This is a genomic window from Aeromonas sp. ASNIH5 (genome assembly GCF_002902865.1).
Taxonomy (GTDB): domain Bacteria; phylum Pseudomonadota; class Gammaproteobacteria; order Enterobacterales; family Aeromonadaceae; genus Aeromonas; species Aeromonas caviae.
The window spans coordinates 20,947-44,749 of sequence record NZ_CP026122.1 but is presented as its reverse complement, the minus strand read 5'-3'; the positions used below and the strand labels follow the sequence as shown (position 1 = coordinate 44,749).

The 23,803-nt window shown below is 61.0% G+C and carries 22 protein-coding genes and 1 tRNA gene; 10 read left to right on the top strand and 13 right to left on the bottom strand.

Annotation, left to right across the window (positions count from 1 at the left end; genetic code table 11):
• Positions 1-50 precede the first annotated feature (50 nt).
• Positions 51-785, top strand: a complete 735-nt coding sequence (locus C2U30_RS00185; RefSeq protein ID WP_010675251.1) for a substrate-binding periplasmic protein — start codon at positions 51-53, stop codon at positions 783-785.
• A gap of 233 nt (positions 786-1,018) precedes the next feature.
• Positions 1,019-1,414 (top strand): nucleoside diphosphate kinase regulator, encoded by a 396-nt coding sequence (rnk, locus tag C2U30_RS00180; protein ID WP_010675253.1) that lies wholly within the window; start codon positions 1,019-1,021, stop codon positions 1,412-1,414.
• A 108-nt stretch (positions 1,415-1,522) separates the two neighbouring features.
• Here rnk and C2U30_RS00175 read toward each other — a convergent pair whose 3' ends face one another.
• Positions 1,523-2,650 (bottom strand): GGDEF domain-containing protein, encoded by a 1,128-nt coding sequence (locus C2U30_RS00175; protein ID WP_010675254.1) that lies wholly within the window; start codon positions 2,648-2,650, stop codon positions 1,523-1,525.
• A gap of 89 nt (positions 2,651-2,739) precedes the next feature.
• Positions 2,740-3,942 (bottom strand): ISL3-like element ISAeme19 family transposase, encoded by a 1,203-nt coding sequence (locus C2U30_RS00170; protein ID WP_076611394.1) that lies wholly within the window; start codon positions 3,940-3,942, stop codon positions 2,740-2,742.
• A 481-nt stretch (positions 3,943-4,423) separates the two neighbouring features.
• Between C2U30_RS00170 and C2U30_RS00165 the strand changes: the two genes are divergently transcribed.
• The 5 genes from C2U30_RS00165 to C2U30_RS00150 all read left to right on the top strand — a co-directional run bounded on the left by C2U30_RS00165 (position 4,424) and on the right by C2U30_RS00150 (position 8,128).
• Positions 4,424-5,212: a transporter substrate-binding domain-containing protein gene (locus C2U30_RS00165; protein WP_010675255.1), complete on the top strand. Its 789-nt coding sequence runs from the start codon at positions 4,424-4,426 to the stop codon at positions 5,210-5,212.
• A gap of 99 nt (positions 5,213-5,311) precedes the next feature.
• A complete protein-coding gene (locus C2U30_RS00160; protein WP_041201654.1) occupies positions 5,312-6,256 on the top strand; it encodes an amino acid ABC transporter permease in 945 nt (314 codons plus the stop codon).
• Positions 6,240-6,362, top strand: a complete 123-nt coding sequence (locus tag C2U30_RS23015; RefSeq protein WP_257707084.1) for a hypothetical protein — start codon at positions 6,240-6,242, stop codon at positions 6,360-6,362. The genes C2U30_RS00160 and C2U30_RS23015 overlap by 17 nt, the downstream gene beginning before the upstream one ends.
• Positions 6,346-7,089, top strand: a complete 744-nt coding sequence (locus tag C2U30_RS00155; protein WP_010675257.1) for an amino acid ABC transporter ATP-binding protein — start codon at positions 6,346-6,348, stop codon at positions 7,087-7,089. The genes C2U30_RS23015 and C2U30_RS00155 overlap by 17 nt, the downstream gene beginning before the upstream one ends.
• A gap of 199 nt (positions 7,090-7,288) precedes the next feature.
• Complete coding sequence (locus C2U30_RS00150; RefSeq protein ID WP_029314750.1) at positions 7,289-8,128, top strand: sterol desaturase family protein; 840 nt, start codon at positions 7,289-7,291, stop codon at positions 8,126-8,128.
• A 66-nt stretch (positions 8,129-8,194) separates the two neighbouring features.
• Here C2U30_RS00150 and C2U30_RS00145 read toward each other — a convergent pair whose 3' ends face one another.
• The 9 genes from C2U30_RS00145 to tadA all read right to left on the bottom strand — a co-directional run bounded on the left by C2U30_RS00145 (position 8,195) and on the right by tadA (position 19,297).
• Positions 8,195-9,604, bottom strand: coding sequence for a basic amino acid/polyamine antiporter (locus C2U30_RS00145; protein ID WP_043153853.1), 1,410 nt, complete (start codon positions 9,602-9,604; stop codon positions 8,195-8,197).
• A gap of 9 nt (positions 9,605-9,613) precedes the next feature.
• The gene (locus C2U30_RS00140) at positions 9,614-10,516 is read right to left on the bottom strand and encodes a homocysteine S-methyltransferase family protein (protein ID WP_039040257.1); all 903 of its coding nucleotides are present in this window, start codon (positions 10,514-10,516) and stop codon (positions 9,614-9,616) included.
• Between the two features lie 295 nt (positions 10,517-10,811).
• Positions 10,812-11,354, bottom strand: coding sequence for a hypothetical protein (locus tag C2U30_RS00135; RefSeq protein WP_199767313.1), 543 nt, complete (start codon positions 11,352-11,354; stop codon positions 10,812-10,814).
• 18 nt (positions 11,355-11,372) lie between these two features.
• Positions 11,373-12,692 carry a hemolysin family protein gene (locus tag C2U30_RS00130; RefSeq protein WP_041213150.1) on the bottom strand — a complete coding sequence of 440 codons (1,320 nt, stop codon included), beginning with the start codon at positions 12,690-12,692 and terminating at the stop codon, positions 11,373-11,375.
• Between the two features lie 241 nt (positions 12,693-12,933).
• Positions 12,934-13,644 (bottom strand): phosphate signaling complex protein PhoU, encoded by a 711-nt coding sequence (gene phoU, locus C2U30_RS00125; protein WP_029314752.1) that lies wholly within the window; start codon positions 13,642-13,644, stop codon positions 12,934-12,936.
• Between the two features lie 108 nt (positions 13,645-13,752).
• Positions 13,753-14,571 carry a phosphate ABC transporter ATP-binding protein PstB gene (pstB, locus tag C2U30_RS00120; RefSeq protein ID WP_010675264.1) on the bottom strand — a complete coding sequence of 273 codons (819 nt, stop codon included), beginning with the start codon at positions 14,569-14,571 and terminating at the stop codon, positions 13,753-13,755.
• Positions 14,572-14,675: 104 nt separating this feature from the next.
• A complete protein-coding gene (pstA, locus tag C2U30_RS00115) occupies positions 14,676-16,325 on the bottom strand; it encodes a phosphate ABC transporter permease PstA (RefSeq protein ID WP_042864111.1) in 1,650 nt (549 codons plus the stop codon).
• Positions 16,326-16,342: 17 nt separating this feature from the next.
• Positions 16,343-18,580 (bottom strand): ABC transporter permease subunit, encoded by a 2,238-nt coding sequence (locus C2U30_RS00110; protein ID WP_103242897.1) that lies wholly within the window; start codon positions 18,578-18,580, stop codon positions 16,343-16,345.
• 168 nt (positions 18,581-18,748) lie between these two features.
• Positions 18,749-19,297: a tRNA adenosine(34) deaminase TadA gene (gene tadA, locus C2U30_RS00105; RefSeq protein ID WP_103242896.1), complete on the bottom strand. Its 549-nt coding sequence runs from the start codon at positions 19,295-19,297 to the stop codon at positions 18,749-18,751.
• A gap of 385 nt (positions 19,298-19,682) precedes the next feature.
• Between tadA and C2U30_RS00100 the strand changes: the two genes are divergently transcribed.
• Positions 19,683-19,759: transfer RNA gene (locus C2U30_RS00100), tRNA-Pro, on the top strand.
• Between the two features lie 34 nt (positions 19,760-19,793).
• Here the strand turns inward: C2U30_RS00100 and C2U30_RS22550 are convergent.
• Both C2U30_RS22550 and C2U30_RS00095 read right to left on the bottom strand, forming a co-directional pair.
• Entirely contained in the window at positions 19,794-19,961 is a 168-nt protein-coding gene (locus C2U30_RS22550; protein ID WP_158654762.1) for a hypothetical protein, read from the bottom strand.
• A complete protein-coding gene (locus C2U30_RS00095) occupies positions 19,958-21,160 on the bottom strand; it encodes an ISL3-like element ISAeme19 family transposase (RefSeq protein WP_076611394.1) in 1,203 nt (400 codons plus the stop codon). The genes C2U30_RS22550 and C2U30_RS00095 overlap by 4 nt, the downstream gene beginning before the upstream one ends.
• 168 nt (positions 21,161-21,328) lie before the next feature.
• Between C2U30_RS00095 and C2U30_RS22745 the strand changes: the two genes are divergently transcribed.
• Complete coding sequence (locus C2U30_RS22745) at positions 21,329-21,469, top strand: hypothetical protein (protein WP_010675269.1); 141 nt, start codon at positions 21,329-21,331, stop codon at positions 21,467-21,469.
• A gap of 691 nt (positions 21,470-22,160) precedes the next feature.
• The gene (gene aceB / locus C2U30_RS00090; RefSeq protein ID WP_103242895.1) at positions 22,161-23,768 is read left to right on the top strand and encodes a malate synthase A; all 1,608 of its coding nucleotides are present in this window, start codon (positions 22,161-22,163) and stop codon (positions 23,766-23,768) included.
• The last annotated feature ends 35 nt before the right edge of the window (positions 23,769-23,803 follow it).

Sequence of the window (23,803 nt, the reverse complement as noted above, 5' to 3'; positions counted from 1 at the left end):
GGCGTAACGGGATGTTACACTCTCTGTACTCATCCCGGACCCGAACATCCATGCGCCTTGTTACTCTGCTTCTGCTGCTCTCCCCTCTGATCGTCTGCGCCTTTTCGGCCCGTGCCGTGGTCGTCGTGGCCGCGGACATTCCCCCCTATGTGATCCGCGCCCAGCAGGGTGCGCCGAGCGGCATGGCCATCGAGGTGCTGGAGGAGGCTGCCCGCCGCCTCGGGGAACCGCTCGAGATCGAGTTGATGCCGCTGGCTCGCGCCCTCAGCCAGGCCAGCCACCGCCCGGATGTCCTGTTGTTGCCCCCGGCCCGAAATCCCCAGCGCGAACCACTGTTTCTCTGGATTGCCCCCCTGCTGGAGGAGGCCTTCGTGCTGGTCAGCCATCGCCGTCACCATCCAGCGCCGCTCTCCATGAAGACACTGCCAGGTCTCACCGTTGGCGTGATGCGTGGCTCCCATAGCCAGAGCCTGATCCAGCCGCTGACAGGGGTGACCCGGGAGCTGGTCACCGAGGAGGTCAGCAACGCCAGCAAGCTGGCGCGCGGCCGCATCCAGGCATGGGCGGTGGCCTGGAACACCGCCCGTTACAACCAGCAGCGGGCGGGTCTGCCGCTCCCGGATCTGGTGCGGGGCGAGACCTTGCAGCAGAGCACCCTCTACCTGGCCGCCAGTCCCCGCTTCTCCCGCAGCGAGGCGCTGCGCTGGCGCCGGGTCATTCAGGAAATGAGGGAGGATGGCAGCCTCGCGCGCATCCTGCACCAGTACGATTACCAGGCTCCCTGATGAGAAAGTCCGCCCAATTGCCAAACCACCCCAGAATGGTTATGGTATCTCCATGAAAGCAATCATGATTTTTTCCAGTACGCTCACACCCCGCTGAGCCCCCGCCCTCGCCCCGCTGCGCGAGTCGCTCGGGGGCATCGCTTTTGCTGTCTGCTTTTTACCCTTGCACCGTTTTTTGTCGACCAGTCTGCCCGTCATCCTGGTCCCTTCAGTCATTGATAAGGAAATACCCTATGAAACAGCCTCATCTCGTCATCTCCAGCCTGGATCTGGATCGCATCGAACAGCTGCTTGGCAACCACCCCCAGCACCTTGCCCTGCAAGAGGAGCTGGATCGCGCCGAGATCCGCGAACCCGCCGACATGCCGCCGGACGTGGTGACCATGAACAGCACGGTGCGCTTCAAGATGCAAAACAGCGGCAACGACTTCTGCCTGACGCTGGTCTATCCGAAGGATGTGCAGGGGGACGAGTCGAAGATCTCCGTGCTGGCGCCAGTGGGCAGCGCCCTGCTGGGGCTCAAGGTGGGTGACAGCATCGCCTGGCCGGGGCCGGCCGGTCGCACCATCCAGGTGGAGATCCTGGAAGTGGTCTATCAGCCGGAACGCGCGGGGGAGCTGCACCGCTGACAAGCTGACAGGCTGCCATACTGGTCTGATGCGACCAGGTGGCTGACTCGGTATGCCTTTGTCCGGTCGGAGCCGACGGCCACCGGCCGGGCATGGCCTGACGGGGGATCAGGCCCCCTGACAAATCCGGTTCTTGCCCTCCCGCTTGGCCTGATAGAGAGCGCGATCTGCCTGGCTGAACAGGGTGTCAAAGTGCCATTCGCGGGCGCTAGGCGCCCACCCCAGGCTGGCCGTCACCCGGACCCCCTTCAGCCCCAGCGTTTCTATCCCCTGGCGGATCTGCTCGCAGCGCGCCTGCTGGGCCAGGGGGTCCCGCTCGGGCAACAGCAGCACAAACTCTTCCCCGCCGAAGCGGCTGGCCACCAGATCCCGCTGGCCGGCAAGATAGCGACCCACCGCCTCCAGCACCCTGTCCCCGGTCTCGTGACCGTGGCGATCGTTGATCTGCTTGAAGTCGTCGAGATCCAGCACCACCAGCGCCCCCTGCCTTGCCATCGTCACGCAGTGATCCATGAAGCCGCGCCGGTTCAGGAGGCCGGTCAGGGGATCCTGGCTGGCCTGTCGACGCAGGGCCAGGGCCCGGTACTGGGTACAGAGCAGCAGCACCCCGAAGGTCGACAGATAGTTGCCCATCAGCATGGAGAGGAAGGGGAGCACATTGACCGCATGCTGATCCATCAGGACCCGCACCTCGCCGCCGAGCAGGGCCCCCATGCGCACCAGATTGAAACCGTAGAGCAGGATGTTGACCACGGTGAACACCAGCACAGCAGGCAGATAGTCAGGGTAGCCATGACGCCAGATGAGCCAGACAATCACCGCCCCCACCATCATGTAGCTCAGGCAGGCCAGCAGCACCCGGGGGGCCATCTTGTCGTTGAAGATGACGCTCCAGCAGAGGATAAGTAGGTAGACCAGCATGAAGAGGGTGAATGCTCGCCAGTTTGGCGGCTCCCCGAAGAAGCGCTGGATGGCGAGTGGCATCAGGGCGAGGCAGAAGGTGATGAGCAGGTTGGCCAGCCAGATCCCCGCGATATGGGGGGCAAATGCCTGCATGAAGAAGAGCGATTGCGCCGCCAGGGCACAGAGGCTGGACCACCACCAGAGCCCGAGACCGGGTATTTCCCTGTGGGTCGACCAGATGATGGAGAGGGTGATGAATCCCAGGCTGTAGCCCCCAAGGGCCATCAACATCAGGGTAAATACGTCCAGATTGAGCAGAATTGAGGCGTCCATTCCTGAACCTTCCAATGGGGATGGCTGAGTATATGGGAAGCCCATGACAAGACACAGAGGGAGCCTATGGGCCGGGCAAAAATATTGGTTCATCGCGGCTTTCCGGGGAAGGCCGCCTTGATTTTCAGAAAAAAGTATTCTGAGTCCCTAAATCCATATGCCATACGCTTTATCACTTTGATCTTGTTGTTCACCCCTTCCAGCACACTCGTGTGCATCGGGTAGTTTGCACTCGCCAGGATCCCCCGCATATATTTCGATAAATTTCGACCAAATCGTTGCAGCGGCGCTAGCCCGCTTTCCTTCACCTGCCGCATCCAGCTCCGCCATCGTCGCCATCCTTCCCACACGCTCGGCGCATACCAGATGCCCTTCAACCCCTCTTTCAGCACGTACACCATCGCCAGCGGTTGATTCGCCGCCAACAGCTCCTGCAACTTCACATCCTGTTTTTCACTCAACTTCGCCCGATTACGTAGCAGCAACCAACGCGCACTTTTGACCACTTTTCGCGCCGGTTTATCGCTTTTCAGTGCATTCGCCTGCTCCACTCGCACCCGGTCCACCACCTCTCGGCCATAGCGAGCCACCACGTGGAACAGGTCGTAGACCACCTCCGCCTGCGGGCAGTGTTGCTTCACCTCCAGGTCGAACGCCGTGTTCATGTCCATCGCCACCGCTTCAATCTGCTGGCATCGCTCGCCGAGCTGCTCGAAGAAGGGACGGATAGCGGCCCGGCTGTTGCCGTGCCCCACCCACAGGACGCGGGTTCGCTCGGCATCCATGATCACGGTGGCATAGCGGTGTCCCTTGTGCAGGGCAAACTCATCCATCACCAGCCGCCGCACCTCCCCAAGTTCGATGGTGCCCACACTGGTCTGCAAACGGCGCTTGTCGATCTCCTTGATGGTGTGCCAACCGACCCCGGTGAGCTGGCTGACATGGCGGATGGGGAGGTACTGAACGAGCGCTTCAATCCAGCACTGCATGCGCCGGGTGAGGCGGGAGCCAGAGGGGAGCCAGTCGATATGTTCACTGACGCGACCACAGCGCAGACAGTCGACGCGGCGAACAGGCAGTTGTAACCAGACTTGTCGGTCAAATAGGTCTCGCTCACGCACCCGGCGGATACGTTGGTCGTGGATCAATGGCGTGGGTTGCAGGCATCGGCGACAACGGGGCAACAGGTCGGCGCGAGGCTCAAGGGTAAACAGGGTGTGATGGTTGGCAGAAAGCGCTTGGGCGATGACGGTATAACCTGGCCAGAAGGAGGCAATATCAATATGATGCACGGCGACAGCAGGGTGATGGTGGTGGTGTGTTTGGAGACAGCCAGTTTACCAGCACCCTGTCTGTCAACTTCCACTTCCCCAAGATCCCGCGAAGAACCAAAATATTAGCCCGACTCGCACGCCCCATTCCTCGTGAAGCGGGCCGGACAACGCCCTGTCTGTGCCCGGATTTTCCACCGAGACGGCCGCCGGATATTTTGCACTTGAACCGGCGCCATTAGATAGATATGTTGTTTTCATGTGGTTTTATGAGTCACCACGAGGGATAAAAGTCTCCATAACTTATTGAGTCTTCTGGCACAAACAGGTTTTGGTACATTTTTCATCCAACGAACCATTCATAGAATCTCATATGGGGCTTTTGCCCCGACCAAGACAATAATCCTGTCTTGCCTGCTGCCGGATGCAGCAGTCTCTTGTGCCATGGAGTCGCACGGGAGCAGGTTCAAGGCCGACCACATTTACGACAGAGACGTCATTTATGATCAAAAAACTCATTCTTTCTACCCTGCTGCTGTGCGGGCTGGCCAACGCCGCGCCCACTTCCACCCTGGATGCCGTGCTGGAACGCGGTGTGCTGCGGGTCGGCTTCGATGCCGGCTATCAACCCTTCGAGATGACCAACAAGCAGGGCCAGTATATCGGCTTTGACGTGGATCTCGCCAAGATGGTCGCCAAGGAGATGGGCGTGAAGGTGGAGTTCGTCAACACCGCCTGGGACGGCATCATCCCCGCGCTCTTGACCGACAAGTTCGACGTCATCATGGGCGGCATGACCGTCACTCCCCAGCGCAACCTGCGCGTGAACTTTGCCGATCCCTACATCGTCGTCGGCCAGACCATCGTGCTTCGCAAAGACAAGGCGGGCGAAATCAAATCCTTCCAGGACCTCAACGATCCCAAATACAAGATCGCGGTCAAACTCGGCACCACCGGCGAGCAAGCGGTCAAGCGCATGATCCCCAAAGCCACCCTGCTGCAGTTTGAAACCCAGGATGACGCCAAGCTGGAAGTGATCAACGGCAAGGTGGATGCCTTCGTCTACGACCTGCCCTACAACGCCATCTTCGCGTCCCAGAACCAGGGCGCCGTGGTGCACCTCGACAAGCCGTTCACCTTCGAGCCGCTGGCCTGGGCCATCCGCAAGGGGGATCAGGACACCCTCAACTGGTTCAACAACTACCTGCGCCAGATCAAGGGCGACGGCAGCTACGACCGTCTCTACAAGAAGTGGTTTGAATCCACCGCCTGGCTGAACCAGCTCAAATAACCTCTCAAAGGGGCGGCATGCCGCCCCTTCACGCAGACTCCCCACACGATAACGACAAAAGAGGTTGTGACAGTGATCAACCCCAAACTCACAAGACAGATGGAAAAACAGCCCAATCAGCTGCTCTGGCACGGGATCTTCCTGCTGCTGGTGCTGGCCGCCATTTTCGGCATCTACAAGGCCGTGCAGGCAGTGGATTACACCTGGCGCTGGGAACGCATTCCCCAGTACATCGCCTATCAGGCAGAACAGAAACACTATGCCGAGTTTGACGGCACCGTGGTGGCGGACAAGGGACAGCTCTTCCTGCAAGACGATCTCGACCCCAGCCGCCGTCAGGCCATCGCTCCCAAGGGCTCCCAGCTGGCTGAAGGGGATACCGTCTTCCTCGGCGATACCCTGGATGTGCAACTGAGCTGGACCGCCGGCCCCATTGCCTGGGGCGTCTGGGTCACGGTCAAGCTATCCCTGGTGGCGGGCATCTTCGCCATCCTGCTTGGCACCCTGGCCGGGCTCGCCCGCCTCTCCCCCAATCCGGCCCTGCGCAACCTGGCCGTGACCTATGTGGAGCTCATCCGTGGCACCCCGTTGCTGGTGCAGATCTTCATCGTCTATTTCTTTATCGGCACCGTGCTGAACCTCGACCGATTCACCGCTGGTGTGGCGGCGCTCGCGGTCTTCACCGGCGCCTACGTGGCGGAGATCGTGCGCGCCGGCATCAGCTCCATTCACAAGGGGCAGATGGAAGCGGGCAGAAGCCTTGGCATGACCTCGGCCCAGACCATGCGCTACGTCATCCTGCCCCAGGCCTTCAAACGGGTGCTGCCACCGCTCGCGGGTCAGTTCATCAACCTCATCAAGGACTCCTCTCTGGTCTCCGTCATCTCCATCACGGATCTCACCAAGGCGGGGCGCGAAGTGGTCAGCTCCACCTTCAGCCCGTTCGAGGTGTGGTTCACCGTGGCCCTGCTCTATCTGGTGCTGACCGGCACTCTCTCCTTCCTCGTGCGTCGTCTGGAGGTGAAATATGCGCGCAGCAACTGATCCCGTTATCAAGGCGCCATCGGTGTCGAAACGTTCTGCCATCACCGGCACTCCCTGCCCCTTCCCGGTGCGTCGTCTGGAGGTGAACTATGCGCGCAGCAACTGATCCCATCATCAAGGCGACCGGTGTAGAGAAGTTCTACGGCACCGAGGTGCACGCCCTGAAAAACGTCAGCACCCAGGTGGCCGAAGGGGAAGTGGTGGTGATCGTGGGGCCGAGCGGCTCGGGCAAGTCCACCTTCCTGCGCACCCTCAACCAGCTGGAGACCATCAACGATGGCAATATCGTGGTCGACGGCATCAGCCTCACCGAACCCGGGGATGTCAACAAGCTGCGGGAAGAGGTGGGCATGGTGTTCCAGTCCTTCAATCTCTTCCCTCACCTGACGGTGCTGGACAACATCACCCTGGCCCCCCAGAAGGTGAGAGGACTCTCTCGCCAGGAGGCTGAGGAGCGGGCCAAGGCCCTGCTGCTCAAGGTCGGTCTCTCCAACAAGGCCCAGAGCTACCCCTCCCAGCTCTCCGGCGGCCAGCAGCAGCGGGTGGCCATCGCCCGGGCGCTCGCCATGCAGCCGCGCATCATGCTGTTTGACGAGCCCACCAGCGCCCTCGACCCCGAAATGGTGGGAGAGGTGCTGGACGTCATGAAGGGGTTGGCCCGCGAAGGGATGACCATGGTGGTGGTGACCCACGAGATGGGCTTTGCCCGGGAAGTGGCGGACAGGGTGCTCTTCATGGAGAGTGGCGAGCTGCTGGTGGACGAGAAACCCGCCGACTTCTTCGACAATCCACCCTCCCCGCGCCTGCGCCAGTTCCTGAGCCAGGTGCTATAACCCGCGATGCACCAGCACGAAGAGGGAGCCCATGGCTCCCTCTTCTATGCTTGCCTTCCCCCCAGATCATCTCCCTGGCGCATTGCTTGCCACAGCCTTTTGCCATCGGGTTGTCACCACGCCAACGAGCAAGGATGTTAATGAAATTTTAAATTCATCCGGTATGCTGACATCCAACTGGTCCAACCGGATGGCTCACATGGATGTGCAACTGCTCCTGCTCTACCTCTCGCCTCTCTTTCTGGTCTTCATCGGCTGGGAGATGCTCTACCTGCGAAAACACGGCACCGCCTATCCCACAGCGGGCTACCAGTGGAAGGATCTCTTCGCCAATGCCACCCTGGCACTGATGCATCAGGGGGGCGATGCCCTGGCTGCCATTGCCATCGCCTATCTCTATGACACCCTCTGGGGCTGGCGACTATTCGATATCGAACTGAACCTCTGGAGCCTTTTGCTGCTCTTTCTGTTGCAGGATCTCTGCTACTGGCTGTTCCACTTCGCGAGCCACCATGTGCGCTGGCTCTGGGCCTCCCACGTGGTGCACCACAGCTCGGAGCGGCTCAACCTCTCCACCGCCTTTCGCCAGAGCCTGATGTATCCGGTCTCCGGCATGTGGCTGTTCTGGATCCCCATGATCCTCATCGGCTTCCCCCCCGAGGCGGTGGTGGCCACCGTACTCTTGAGCCTGGGTTTTCAGTTCTTCGTCCACACCCAGGTGGTGGGCAAGCTGGGCAAACTTGAATGGATCTTCAACACCCCCTCCCACCACAGGGTGCACCACGCCAGCAACGCCAGATACATCGATCGCAACTTCGCCGGCGTGCTCATCATCTGGGACCGGCTGTTTGGCACCTTCGTGGAAGAAGACTTGGGCGAGCCGTGCCGTTTCGGCATCACCAAGCCAATCCACAGCTTCAACCCGCTCACCCTCACCTTCCACGAGTGGCGCGACATGCTGCAAGAGGCCCGGGGCCTCCCCTGGCGGCAAAAGCTCGCCGTGCTGTTTGGCAAACCGGCGGGCCCCACCAGCGGTTGACCCACCGACCAGGATAAAAAAGAGCGCCCAGGGGCGCTCTTTTTCATGACAGGGACACCCCCCGGGTCAGACGTGAACGAACGACCAGACGGCGGGGATCAGGCTCAGCAGCGTCACCCCGGCCAGCAGCCGTTCGCGCCCGCTGAGCCGCTGTTCGGCGCCGAGCTGGCGACGGCTGTAGAGAAACAGCAGCAGACCCGGCCCGTAGAGCAGAAGCGACAGCAGCAGGTACTCCACCCCGGCGGCGTAGAGCAGCCAGAAACCATAACCGCTCGACACCAGCGCCACCACCCGCATCAGGCCGCGGCCCTGCCCACCCTTGCCACTGAAGACCAGCTTGAGCAGGAAGAGGCCGATGAGCAGGTAGGGCACCAGGATCATGGAGGTGGAGATGAGCAGCAGGTTGGTGTACCCCTTGCCAAGCAGCCACACCAGCAGCAAGCAGCCCTGCACGGTCAGGCTGGTGAGCCAGAGCGAGGCGATGGGGGTGCCGTTGCGGTTCTCGCGCCGGAAGATGGCCGGGAAGGCCCCGTGACGCGCCGCGCTGAACGGCACCTCGGCCGAGAAGAGGGTCCAGCTCACGTAGGAGGCGAGCACCGACACGATGAGGCCGGCGCTGATGAGCAGCTTGCCCCAGGAACCCGTCATCTGGGCCATCAGTCCCGCCATGGAGGGGTTGGGCAGGGCCGCAAGCTCCGGGCGGCTCAATATTCCGAGCGCCAGCACCGAGATGAGCACATAGAGCAGCAGCGCCAGCACCACTCCGAGCACGGTGGCGGTGCCCACATCCCGCTTGTTTCTCGCCCGGGCCGAGAGCACCGCTGCCCCTTCGATGCCGGTGAAGACCCAGAGGGTGATGAGCATGGTGTTACGCACCTGCTCGGAGACCGGTACCGCCAGGGTGCTGCCCTCCTGATCCGCCGCAAAGGTGACCGGATCGAACCAGTAGCAGGCGAATAGGATGAACAGCAGCAGCGGCAGGCTCTTGGCCAGGGTCGCCACCAGATTGAACAGGGCCGCCTGCTGTACGCCTCGGGCCACCAGCAGGTGCACCGCCCAGAGGATGCAGGACTCGCCGATGAAGGCCGCCAAGGTGTTGCCCTCGCCAAACCAGACCCGCTCCGGCGTATCGACAAAGCTGCCCAGCGCCGCGAAGGCGATCACCAGATAACCCACCACGCCGATGGTGGCACAGAGCCAGTATCCCCAGGCGGAGAAGAACCCCACCAGCTCGCCAAAGCCGGCCCGGGCATAGCTGTAGATGCCGCCGTCGAGCTCGGGTTTGAGCCGCGACAGGTAAAGGAAGCTCATGGCCAGCGCCAGTATGCCGACCCCGGTGACGGCCCAGCCGATCAGCACGGCGCGGGCGCCCGCCACATCGGCCATGTTCTGGGGCAGGCTGAAGATGCCGGCCCCCACCATGGAGCTGAACACCAGCGCAGTGAGGGACCAGAGCCCGATCTTGCTCTCTTTCATGGGCGCTCCTTAACGCAGCCGGCTGGCCAGCGCCTCGATGTGTTCCGGGCCGATGCCGCAGCAGCCGCCGATGAGGTTTGCCCCGGCTCTGCGCCAGCGCTCGGCCCAGCCGAGGTAATCCAGCGGCCCCAGATCGCCGCGGATCTCGTCCAGACCGTCATTGGCAGTCGCCTCCTTGGGCTGGGGCGGGAAGGCGTTGGCATAGGCGCCGAGGCGAACGTCGGTGCGCCCCTGAACCTGCAACGCGGCGACGGCCACCTTGAGCGCCCCTTCAATCACCTCGGGCTGGCAGCAGTTGAACAGGATGGCATCCACCCCGGCCGACGCCAACGCGGTCACGGCATCCGCCACCCGCTCGCCGGAGCGCAGGGTGGGCTCGCTGCCCGGCGCCTCGTCTTCCAGAGTAAAGGAGACCCAGAACGGCTTGCCGTCCTCGGGCAGCAGGGCCTTGAGGGCCAGGGGCTCGGCGATGAGGCTCATGGTCTCCGCCAGCCAGAGATCCACATGGGGTGACAGGGCACGGATCAGCGGTGTCGCCAGCTCGCTCACCCGCTCGGCCTGATAGAGGTCCGCACGATAGGAGCCAAAGAGCGGCGGCAAGGAACCGGCCACCTTGACGGCTCCCCCCTGTTCGTCGGCCACGTCTCGGGCCAGTTGCCCGGCCAGAGCTGCAAGTGCCTCCCCTTGGGCGGCAAAGCGCGCCTCGCCGATATGGAAGGGCACCAGGGCATAGCTGTTGGTGGTGATCACCCGGGCACCGCTCGTCGCATAGGCCTGGTGTACCTCGCGCACCGTCTCGGGCGCTTCCATCAACGCCAGTGCCGACCACTCCGGTTGACGGAACGGCGCACCACGCCGCGCCAGTTCACGGCCCATACCGCCATCGAGTACCCACAAATCCTGCTTGTCCATCTCTGTCTCTCTGCGTCTCCCCGCCATGACGGGTGTTTATTGTGTGAAACCACATTAAGCCATCAAAACATCTAGACGGCTAGAAATCCCAAATATCATGACCCAAAGTAGAACAAGAGGCAATCGGGGGCTACGAACAAATCCGGGCAAGCTCAGGATGATGGCGACAAAGGGAGGTCTCCCCGGCACAGGCATCACCTGGCCAGGCACTGAAACGACAAGAGGCCACCCCGGGGGATGACCTCTTGTGAAACAGGGGATCAAGGCGGGCACAGCCGCCGATAACCAGAGGGACTCAGCGCCCGGCCAGCACCCGCTTGGTCTGCTTGACCCAGTCGGAGACCCGGCCCTGCTGGGGATAGCCCTGCCAGATCGGCTCCCACTGGGCGGGGCTGAGCGGGCGGCCCAGCCGACGCTGCACCCCGGCATAGAGGTAGTCGTGGGCCGTGGTGCGTGCCTGGGCCGAGGTGAGGAACTTGGCAACAGGGTCAGTGAGACGCACGTCCCGCATGCCGAGCAGCGGATAGTCGCTGTGCACCGCCGCCAGCATGGTCTCGCGCATGGCGGATTCGATGTAACCCCGGGCAAACAGGGCGGTGACCGATTCAAGCGACCCTTGATCCGGGCCGTGATACTCCTCGTCGAACACCGGGCTGGGCTCTGCCACGGCGCTTTGCACCACCGCATCGGGATCCTGCTGCGGGACCACTACGGCAGGCTGGGGAGCGACGGGTTTGGCAGGCGTCACCGGCTTGCGCGGTGCGCTCTGGCTGCAGGCACCCAGTGCCAGGGCGAGCGCCACACAGGCCAGCGCACGGGAATGAGTCTTCATCTTCATGATTGCTAACGAACTCCTTTAGGATTCCTGAGCGGGCTTCTCATTGCTCGCAGGTTCTACCCGGGTGACCAGCAACTGGTCAATCTTGTAACTGTCGATGTCCACCACTTCGAACTTGTAACCGGCATATTTGACCGAGTCGGTGCGCTTGGGGATCTTGCGCAGCATGTACATGATGAAACCGGCGATGGTCTCGTAGTTCTGGTTTTCCGGGAACTCCTCGATGTCGAAGGCGCGCATCACGTCGGAGATGGGGGTCACCCCGTCCACCAGCCAGGAGTTCTCGTCCCGCTGGACGATCTGCTCTTCCACCACGTGGGTGGCCCACTCCCCCATGACGGTACTCATCAGGTCATTCATGGTGACGATGCCCACCACCAGGGCGTATTCGTTCATCACCACCGCAAAATCGCCGCGATGGTTCTTGAAGTACTCCATTGCCTCGTAGAGGTTGAGGGTGTCGGGAATGATGATGACGTTCTGCACCAGGGAGCCGCTGTTGAGATCGATGCTCTGGCCGCTGATGACGCGGATCAGCAGCTCCTTGGCATCCACGAACCCCTTGATGCTGTCGAGGTTGTGGTCGCACACCAGGAACTTGTTGTGGGGGTGCTCGGCGATCTTCGCCTTGATGCTCTCCTCCCCCTCTTGCAGGGTGAAGTAGATGAGGCTCTCCCGCGCCGTCATGGCGGAAGTGACACCCAGAGACTGGAGCTCGAACACGTTCTCGATGAGCTGGTGCTCCTCGCGCTGGATGACACCGGCTTCGGCACCTGCATCCATCACCGCATAAATATCGTCGGAGGTGATCTCGTCGTTGCGCACCATGGAGATGCGCATCAGCCGGAACAGGCCGTTGGCCATGCCGTTGAACAGCCACACCAGCGGCATCAGCAAGGTGACGCACAGCATCATGGGACGCACCACCACAACAGCGATCCGCTCGGGCATGGTCATGGCAAGGCGCTTGGGCATCAGGTCCGCTATCAGGATGAACATGCCGGTGACGAAGACGAACGAGGCCGCAGAGCTAATCTGGCCGAGCCAGGGCCCCTGGTAGAAGCCGGCAATCAGCTCCCTGATGGCGGGATTGAGGGCGGATTCCCCCAGGATACCGCCGAGGATGGCGACGGTATTGAGGCCTATCTGCACCACGGTAAAGAAGTTGCCCGGCTGGGCCTGCAATGCCAGCACCTTCTCGGCGTGGCGGTTGCCCTCGTCGGCCATCACCTGCAACTTGATCTTGCGGGAGGCGGCAAGGGAGATCTCGGAGAGTGAGAAGAACACGCTGCCGGCGACCAGCAGCATCAGAAAGAACAAACTATCGGCAAAACTCATGATTAACCTATTGCTACAGCCGCCTTAGCACAAGACGGCAAACTGGGCCCGGGAAACCGGACCGTGACTCCATCCGGGACTCACACAGGGGCCATATTCTAGCAGAAAAGCGCCCGCTGGGTGGCGTTATCTTGAACTGCCGTGCCATGCAATGAAAAAGGCGCTCAAAGCGCCTTTTTATTCAATCAGAGTTGGATTCCCATCGTGCAGCCGCGACGGGAGCTCCACCAAAGGCGCCCCATCAGCCCTTGCCCAGCAGATCGCTCAGGTCATCGGCCTTGGTGTGACGCACATCCTTGCCCTTGACGTAGTAGACGATGTACTCGCAGATGTGCTGGCAGCGATCGCCGACCCGCTCGATGGCCCGTGCCGCCCACAAGACGTTCAGCACCTGCGGTATAGTGCGCGGATCTTCCATCATGTAGGTCATCAGCTCGCGGATGATGGACTCGTATTCGCGGTCCACCTTGTCATCTTCCTTGTAGACCGCCAGGGCGGCATCCAGATCCATGCGGGCGAAGGCGTCGAGCACGTCGTGGAGCATCTTGATGGTGCGACGCCCCATGTTCTCCAGCGACACCAGCGGTGGCTGGGGCTTGTTGGCGTTGTCGGTCAGCATGCGGGCAATCTTGTCCGCCACGTCGCCGATCCGCTCCAGATCCGTGATGGTCTTGATGATGGCCATCACCAGCCGCAGGTCGGACGCGGTGGGCTGACGCTTGGCGATGATGCGGGTGCACTCCTCGTCGATCGCCACTTCCATGGCGTTGACCTTGTGGTCGTTGGCCACGATCTTGCGCGCCGCATCCAGATCCTGGCCATGGATGGCGGCGATGGCGTCGGTGAGTTGCTTCTCCACCAGCCCCCCCATCACCAGTACCTGGTTGCGCACGCTCTCAAGCTCGGCATTGAACTGACCGGAGATGTGTTTGTTGAGGTTCATATTGTCCATACCAGTAATCCTTGTTGCTCCGATTATGCCTTAGCCGTTGAACTGACTGCCAATCTGTTTGTTGATGCCCATCTTGCTCATCTTGCTCATCTCAATCAGCGGCATCCCTTAGCCGTAACGACCGGTAATGTAGTCTTCGGTCTTCTTCTTGGCCGGGGTGGTGAAGATGGTGTTGGTATTCGAGTACTCGATGAGTTCCCCCATGTACATGAACGCGGTCTGATCCGAGACCCGCGCCGCCTGCTGCATGTTGTGGGTCACGATCACCACGGTGAACTGGCTCTTGAGCTCGTTGATGAGCTCCTCGATGGTGAGGGTGGAGATGGGGTCCAGCGCCGAGGTCGGTTCATCGAGCAACAGCACTTCCGGCTCGATGGCGATGGCACGGGCAATCACCAGACGCTGCTGCTGACCGCCGGAGAGACCAAAGGCATTGTCGTGCAGACGATCCTTCACCTCCTCCCACAGGGCGGCACCGCGCAGGGAACGCTCGGCGGCCTCGTCCAGGGTACGGCGGTCATTGATGCCCTGCAGGCGCAGGCCGTAGACCACGTTCTCGTAGATGGACTTGGGGAAGGGGTTGGGGCGCTGGAACACCATGCCCACCTGACGGCGAAGGGCGGAGACATCCACGCTCTTGTCATAGATGTTGTGGCCGTGCAGCTGGATCTCCCCCTCGATGCGGCAGATCTCCACCAGATCGTTCATCCGGTTGATGCAGCGCAGCAAAGTGGACTTGCCGCAACCGGACGGGCCGATAAAGGCGGTGACCTGCCCCTTGGGGATCTTCATGTTGACGTTGAACAGCGCCTGCTTGTTGCCGTAGTACAGGTTGAGATCCTTCACCTCCAGCGCAGTCTGCTCCGGGGTCAGGTTGAGCAGGTCGGTGGCGGTGTGCGGGGCCGAACTCGGTGTTACGTTGATCATCTGTTTACCTCAAATTCTCTTGGTGGCAGCGGGCAAACGTCTTGCCCGCTGCCGGAATATCTGGCTGGCAGGGAAGGCCCCTGCCCGTCTCTGTAATGGCTGGATTAATGTTCCAGCGACCGGAATTTCTCGCGCAGGTGGTTACGAATACCGATCGCCGTCAGGTTGAGGCCGACGATCACCGTCACCAGCAGGAAGGAGGTGGCGTAGACCAGAGGACGCGCCGCCTCGACGTTCGGGCTCTGGAAGCCCACGTCATAGATGTGGAAGCCCAGGTGCATGAACTTGCGCTCCACGTGCAGGTACGGGAAGTTGCCGTCCATCGGCAACGTGGGAGCAAGCTTCACCACCCCCACCAGCATCAGCGGCGCCACCTCGCCCGCCGCACGGGCGATGGCCAGGATAAGGCCGGTCATGATGGCCGGGCTGGCCATGGGCAGCACGATGCGCCACAGGGTCTCGGCCTGGGTGGCACCCAGCGCCAGCGAACCCTGGCGAATGGTGCTCGGGATCCGGGCCAGCCCCTCCTCGGTGGAGACGATCACCACCGGCAGGGTAAGGATGGCCAGGGTCAGGGCTGACCAGATGACACCGGGGGAGCCGAAGGTCGGGCTCGGCAGCGCTTCCGGGTAGAAGAGGCGGTCGATGCTGCCCCCCAGGGTGTAGACGAAGAAGCCCAGACCAAACACGCCGTAGACGATGGAGGGCACCCCCGCCAGGTTGATCACCGCGATGCGGATGATCTTGGTCAGGCTGTTCTTGCCCGCGTACTCGTGCAGGTAGACCGCCGCCACCACCCCGAGCGGGGTCACGATGATGGCCATCAGGATCACCATGAAGACGGTGCCGAAGATGGCCGGGAAGACGCCGCCCTCGGTGTTCGCCTCCCGGGGGTCATCGGAGACGAACTTGCCTATCTGGTGGAACCAGTGGCCCACCTTGGCCATCAGGCTCATGTCGTTGGGCCAGACCACATCCAGCACCCGGGACATGGGCATGGTCACCAGTTCGCCGCGCATGTCCTTGACGGTGATGCTGTCTCTGTCCGCCTGGGTACGCAGGGAGAAGAGCTCTTTTTCCAGCACCTGATAACGATCGTTCAGGGCCTGACGCTCGCTCGCCAGCTCGGCTTTAAGCTGATCGGTCAGCTTGTCATCCAGCTCGGCCTTGCGCTCTTTCAGGCGCAGGCGCTCCAGCTGGTAGTTGATGCTGCCGATGGCCCCTTTTTGCAGGTCGTTGGCTTGGCTTGAGAGGCCGTTGGCACGGGCCAGCACCCGCTGCAAGGCGGGATGCAGATCCGTGGTCAGCTCCTGGCCATCTTCCTTCACCGAGGTGATGTAACCATAGAAGTTGCCGTTGGTGGCGCGTTCCACCATGGCGAGCTCCGCCGGCTGGGTGCGCGATTTGATATCGGTCTCCAGCACCCAGCGAAAATCGAGGTCGACGAACTCCCGGTTGCCGGTCTTGACCAGATAACGGGTAATCTCTTCGCGCTCCTCCCCTTCCAGCGCCTGGCCTGCGGCGCGCAGGCGCTCCACCGGCACCAGCTCCCGGTCGTTGATCTCGCCAATCAGGACGCTCTTGTTGCCGCTTGCATCTTCAAGTTGCCACTCATAGATGGGATGGGGCCAGAAATAGACCAGACCACGCCAGCCAATCAGCAACAACAGACCCAGTACGGCCACCAGACTCAGGCTGACGGCGCCCCCCGTCATCCAGATCCAGGGGGCCCCCGATTTAAACCACTTACCCATTGTCGATTCCTTAGTCCTTACAGAGAGCTGTACTTTTCACGCAACCGCTGGCGGACGAATTCGGCCAGGGTATTGAACAAGAAGGTGAACACAAACAGCACGAAGGCGGCGAGGAAGAGCACCCGGTAGTGGGAGCTGCCCACTTCCGATTCCGGCATCTCCACCGCGATGTTCGCCGCCAGGGTCCGCAGCCCCTGGAACATGGAAAAGTCCATGATGGGGGTGTTGCCGGTGGCCATCAGCACGATCATGGTCTCGCCCACGGCGCGGCCAAGGCCCATCATCACCGCCGAGAAGATGCCCGGGCTCGCGGTGAGGATCACCACCCGGCTCAGGGTCTGCCACGGGGTCGCCCCCAGCGCAAGCGAGCCCTGGGTCAGGTGCTTGGGCACCGAGAAGACCGCGTCTTCGGCGATGGAGAAGATGGTGGGGATGACCGCAAAGCCCATGGCGATACCGACCACCAGGGAGTTGCGCTGGTCAAACTTGATGCCCATGTCGTGGGTCAGCCAGATGCGCGAATCACCGTGCATGAAGGCGTTCTCGATGATGGGGCTCAAGGCGAAGGCGCCCCATCCGATGAACAGCAGCACAGGGATGAGCAGGATGGCGTGCCAGCCTTCCGGCAGCCAGGTGCGGCCGCGCTCCGGCAGATAGTTCCACACCAGGGCGGTGAGCAGCATGCCCATGGGCAGCAGGATCAGCAGCAGGATCACCCCGGGCAGGGCCCCTTCGATGATGGGCGCGAGCCACAGACCCGCCAGGAAGCCGAGGATGACGGTCGGCAGCGCCGCCATGATCTCCACCGTCGGCTTGACGTATTTGCGCAGCCCCGCCGACATGAAGTAGGCGGTATAGATGGCACCGGCGACACCCAGGGGCACCGCGAACACCATGGCATAGAAGGAGGCTTTCAAGGTACCGAACACCAGGGGCACCAGGCTCAGCTTGGCTTCGAAGTCGTTGCTGGCGGAGGTGGACTGCCACACGTACTGGGGCTCGGGATAGCCTTCATACCACACCTGTTGCCAGAGGGCAGACCAGGTTACCTCGGGGTGATCGTTCTCGACGTCAAAGACCTTGAAGTCATCCCCCTGCTGGGTCAACAGCAGGTTGTGGCGAGGAAAGATGGCAACGGCAGCCAGGTTGCCCCCGTCAACCTTCTCGCCAAGCAGCTTGGCTTCGCCGGTGGCATGGAAGAAGTTGATGGTGCCGTCGCTGCCTGCGCTGATGAAGCCCTTGCGAAAGTGCTCGGGGGTCAGCAGGGCGACCGGCGCGTCACTCTTGAAGTCACGGATCTGGGTGAACTGGCGCTTGCCATCCTTTGCCACCTCGAACCACTGGGAGATGACGCCGTTGTCGTTGCCCACCAGCAGGGAGGACGCACCGGAGAGCAGGGCCACCTGGGTCACGCTGGCATTGGGGGCGTTGATCTCCATGACATTGCGCAGGGAAATGTCGCTCAGGTTGTGGATGTCATAGACCGACAGGCGGTTGCCCTCGCGCACGAACAACAGGCGCAGGTTCGGGGTCAGCAGCATCTGGTCAACATGGCGTGGCAGGGACGGAATGGTGTAGGTCTGGTTGCTCCACTCGATTTCGCCGGAGAGGAAATTCTCCTCGCCGCTCATCACCATCAGCACACCACGACCATCTTCGGTCACGGCCGCGGTCGCCATCTTGTCCTTGGTCGCCTCGAAGACCATGCGCGTCAGCGCCTTGCCCTGGGGATCGATCACCACGGGGGTCTCGCCGAAGGGATATTGCAGACTGGGCTCGATGACGCGCACGTCATTGGGATAGGAGATCTTGAAATAGGGTTGCACCACCTGGGCCTTGCCGTCGGCAAACCCATAGGCGATGAGTTTCTGGCCCGGCGCAGGCGGCGCGACCGCCGTGATCTCGCCGTTCACCTGCGCCTCGCCAATCACCTGTCCGGTCTTGATCTTGCCATCCGGTTGCACGGCAAAGAACTTGACCTTCCCCAGGTCACTGAAGCGGTAACCTATCTCGTTTTGCTCCTCGACCCCGAGCCAGGCGGTCTTGCCCTTGATGGGCAGGGTGAAGGAAGCGGTGCTCTCCATGCTGGCGCCATTGAAGATGGGCTTCACCACATAAAGCAGGTAGAAGAAGATAAGCAACAGCGCCACCAGCACCAGGGCTCCCCCTGTGGTGACGCCATATTTGGCCAATTTATCCTTGATCCGGCGTTTTCGACTGCCCGCCATGACCAGATTTAACGATTCCGATGACATGCAAGACCTCAATGTGAGCTAGGCTTGGCGGCATTATATGGCGGATGCATGACAGTTTTGTTACATCAACAGCGGCAAAGAGCGCGGGCTTCATCGCAGGGGTGGCAGTTGATATTCGGTGGGAAGCAGGCCGCCGGTCTGGCAGTGAAATAAAAGCAAACGGGGCCATCAGGCCCCGCTGTCATCTTGAGGAAGCGCCTCTTTCGCGGCGAGTCTGGCCGCCTTCTTCTCGGCGCGGCGCCGTTTGAAGAAATCCGACAGCTGGGCCGAGCAGGCGTCGGCGAGCACCTCCCCCGTCAGTACCACCTGGTGGTTGTGGCGGGGATCCAGCAGGATGTCGAACACAGACCCTGCCGCCCCCGTCTTCAAATCCCGGGCACCATAGACCACCCGCTTGACCCGGCTGTGGATGAGGGCGCCGGCACACATGCAGCAGGGCTCCAGCGTCACATAGAGGGTGGTGTCGAGCAGGCGATAGTTTTCAAGCTGCTTGCCCGCTTCCCGAAGCGCCATCACCTCGGCATGGGCGCAGGCGTCGTGCTCGCTGATGGAGCGATTCCACCCCTCTGCCACTATCTTGTCCCCCAGCACCAGCACGGCGCCCACCGGGATCTCGCCTATCCCCTCCGCCCTGGCGGCCAGGGCCATGGCATGGCGCATCCAGCGTTCGTCCTGCTCGCGCTGGCTGATCTGTGCTGCAACTTCAGATGGTTTCACACCCTGATCCTCTCGTCGATATGATGTCGGCTTGCCTGGCCCCTGCACGGCATCGGCCGCGCACTCCCGGATTGCTGCGTCCCGGCCCTGGGCACACCGGGCCCCTTCCCCCTCGCGCTAGCCGGTAGCCGGTAGCCCACGGCAGAAGATGCTGTCAATGAAAGAGAGGCCAAAGGCCCCGGCGACATCGGAACGCCCCGAGTTGGGTGTTCGCCACCCTGTGCCCGCCTAAGGGGGCGGCGATTATGCCAAAACTCCGGCCAGGGCCCAAGTTGCATCTTGGCTGAACAATAAAGAAGCAGTCGGCATCTCCCTGATAAAAAAGGAGTTGCGCCCGCCAAATCATCCGATTAGACTTCCTCCCCGTCAGCCGAGCTGACTCCGTCGGTGTGTAGCGCAGCCAGGTAGCGCATCTGCATGGGGTGTAGAGGGTCGGAGGTTCGAATCCTCTCACACCGACCAAATTCCCCGAAAATAGCCCAGTCAAACGACTGGGCTATTTTTTTGCCTGCACGCCCGACGCTTGCCTCTTTTTCTTCTCGCCTCCCCCGTTCATCGGGTCGCCGCTTTTTATTGGCATGAATTTTATACAGAACCACTTGAAGCTTTCATAAAGTGCCGCTAGGATACGCAACTTTTCCGCCGGCCATAAAAACAGGTTCATCGCGGCTTTCCGGGGAAGGCCGCCTTGATTTTCAGAAAAAAGTATTCTGAGTCCCTAAATCCATATGCCATACGCTTTATCACTTTGATCTTGTTGTTCACCCCTTCCAGCACACTCGTGTGCATCGGGTAGTTTGCACTCGCCAGGATCCCCCGCATATATTTCGATAAATTTCGACCAAATCGTTGCAGCGGCGCTAGCCCGCTTTCCTTCACCTGCCGCATCCAGCTCCGCCATCGTCGCCATCCTTCCCACACGCTCGGCGCATACCAGATGCCCTTCAACCCCTCTTTCAGCACGTACACCATCGCCAGCGGTTGATTCGCCGCCAACAGCTCCTGCAACTTCACATCCTGTTTTTCACTCAACTTCGCCCGATTACGTAGCAGCAACCAACGCGCACTTTTGACCACTTTTCGCGCCGGTTTATCGCTTTTCAGTGCATTCGCCTGCTCCACTCGCACCCGGTCCACCACCTCTCGGCCATAGCGAGCCACCACGTGGAACAGGTCGTAGACCACCTCCGCCTGCGGGCAGTGTTGCTTCACCTCCAGGTCGAACGCCGTGTTCATGTCCATCGCCACCGCTTCAATCTGCTGGCATCGCTCGCCGAGCTGCTCGAAGAAGGGACGGATAGCGGCCCGGCTGTTGCCGTGCCCCACCCACAGGACGCGGGTTCGCTCGGCATCCATGATCACGGTGGCATAGCGGTGTCCCTTGTGCAGGGCAAACTCATCCATCACCAGCCGCCGCACCTCCCCAAGTTCGATGGTGCCCACACTGGTCTGCAAACGGCGCTTGTCGATCTCCTTGATGGTGTGCCAACCGACCCCGGTGAGCTGGCTGACATGGCGGATGGGGAGGTACTGAACGAGCGCTTCAATCCAGCACTGCATGCGCCGGGTGAGGCGGGAGCCAGAGGGGAGCCAGTCGATATGTTCACTGACGCGACCACAGCGCAGACAGTCGACGCGGCGAACAGGCAGTTGTAACCAGACTTGTCGGTCAAATAGGTCTCGCTCACGCACCCGGCGGATACGTTGGTCGTGGATCAATGGCGTGGGTTGCAGGCATCGGCGACAACGGGGCAACAGGTCGGCGCGAGGCTCAAGGGTAAACAGGGTGTGATGGTTGGCAGAAAGCGCTTGGGCGATGACGGTATAACCTGGCCAGAAGGAGGCAATATCAATATGATGCACGGCGACAGCAGGGTGATGGTGGTGGTGTGTTTGGAGACAGCCAGTTTACCAGCACCCTGTCTGTCAACTTCCACTTCCCCAAGATCCCGCGAAGAACCTAAAAACAGGGAGGTGGACACTAGGGTGATGGAATCACCGACCGGCTTGCAATCAATGAGGCAAGCATCCATGACCCAAGCTGTTGACTCCCAGCCCGTTCAGCCCCTGATCTCCCCCACGCCCTCCGAGCTCGATTCCGCAGAGCACGGGTTTGGCAGTTCAGTGCACCTCGATGTGATCGATCTCGCCGCCCCGGATGAAGATTACTGAGACGAGCCCGTACCATAGTGCGGTTCAAGACGCCGGTTTTGCTGTCCGGCACCGCCCTTGACCCCGGCCAACAGACCGCCACCGCAAATAACGACAAAATGCTGGTTTTTCTTCAAAAATCAGTTTAATTGACCATCTTCTGCGCCCAACCTCCCTCTCCTTCATGGACACGCCGTGATACAAACCTACGTTATTGCTCGTCATTTCCCTCTCTCCTGTTCGCCTTCGCCATTTTGACCCAATTTGACATTTTAGTTTTAAACACCGGTTCACTACCCGGTCACTTCATAGCCCTCATGCAGGCTGGATTGAACGAAGGCATTTCATACAGCTGTTTTTGCAAAGCTTGGAGTAATGTCGGGATTTGTTTTTGCATTTGTAATTTTATTACGTAATTAGTTACATTTTTAACCCATCCCCTCTACCGAAATCCTCCCCCCTGCCGCCCCGGCAACCCAAGAGCATAACCATCTGCAAAGAGCTTTTGCACTAATCACATAAATCCATTTAAAACAGCATCTTAACCATCATCAAAAAACACCTGTTTTAAAAATCAAGTTGACGAATCCGCCATTCTTTTGCACCTTATGAATCGTGTTACCCCGCTGTTACGGGGAGTTTGAAAGAAAGGGATATAGACGTTAGTCGTAGTTAATAAATTCAAAATGTAACTTTTGGAGGAGTACCCACTATGTCGGCACCGGCCCAGACCATCAGCAGCACCCGCCTGCGCATTCAAGGCGAGATGCTTCCCGATTACGCGCAGATCCTGACGCCGGATGCGGTGGCCCTGGTGTCCGAACTGGTGGAACGTTTCGCTCCCCAACGCAATGAGCTGCTGAAGCAGCGAGTCGCACGCCAGGCCCGTATCGATGGCGGCGAGTTGCCGGACTTCCTGCCAGAGACCGCCCATATTCGCGATGGTGACTGGACGGTGCGCGGCATTCCCGCCGATCTGCAGGACCGCCGTGTGGAGATCACCGGCCCGGTCGAGCGCAAAATGGTGATCAATGCCCTCAACGCCAACGTCAAGGTCTTCATGGCCGACTTCGAGGACTCCCTGGCCCCGGCCTGGAACAAGGTGATCGAGGGCCAGATCAACCTGCGCGATGCGGTCAACGGCACCATTGCCTACCAGAGCCCGGAGGGGAAGGCTTATACCCTGAATCCCAACCCGGCCGTGCTCATCTGCCGGGTTCGCGGTCTGCATCTGCCGGAGAAGCACGTCACCTTTGATGGTGCCCCCATTCCCGGCGGCCTGTTCGACTTCGCCCTCTATTTCCTGCACAACCACAAGGCGTTGCTGGCCAAGGGCTCCGGTCCCTACTTCTACGTACCCAAGCTGCAGAGCCATCTGGAAGGGCGCTGGTGGAGCGAGGTGTTCGCCTGGACCGAGGACAAATTCGGTCTGCCCCGCGGTACCATCAAGGCCACCGTGCTCATCGAAACCCTGCCGGCGGTATTCGAGATGGACGAGCTGCTCTATCAGATGAAGGATCACATCGTCGCCCTCAACTGCGGTCGCTGGGACTACATCTTCAGCTATATCAAGACCTTGAAAAACCACCCGGATCGCGTCCTGCCGGATCGTCAGGTGGTGACCATGGACAAGCCATTCCTCTCTGCCTATTCGCGACTCCTTATCAAGACCTGCCACAAACGCGGCGCGCTGGCGATGGGGGGCATGGCTGCCTTTATTCCGGCCAAGGACGCGGCCGTCAACGAGCAGGTGTTTGCCAAGGTGCACGCGGACAAGCAGCGCGAGGCCGACAACGGCCACGATGGCACCTGGGTCGCCCACCCCGGTCTGGCCGATACCGCCATGGCGGTGTTCAACGCCACCATTCCGGCGGGTGCCCAGAACCAGATCGGCGTGCTGCGCGAGCAAGATGCCCCCATCACGGCCGCCGATCTGCTGGCCCCCTGTGAGGGTGATCGCACCGAGGCGGGCATGCGCACCAATATCCGCGTCGCCCTGCAATACCTGGAAGCCTGGATCAACGGCAATGGCTGCGTGCCCATCTACGGACTGATGGAAGATGCCGCCACCGCCGAGATCTCCCGCACCTCCATCTGGCAGTGGATCCGCCACGGCAAGAGCCTGTCGAACGGCCAGGTGGTGACCAAGGCGCTGTTCCGCCAGATGCTGGCCGAGGAGCAGGAGGTGGTCAGAGGCGAAGTGGGCGAGGCCCGCTGGCAATCGGGCCGTTTCGCCGAGGCAAGCGCCCTGATGGACGAGATCACCTGCGCCGACACACTCATCGATTTTCTGACGCTGCCCGGCTACGAGCGGCTGTGAGACCCGGGCCGGTAACGGCCCCCATAACAAGTCAA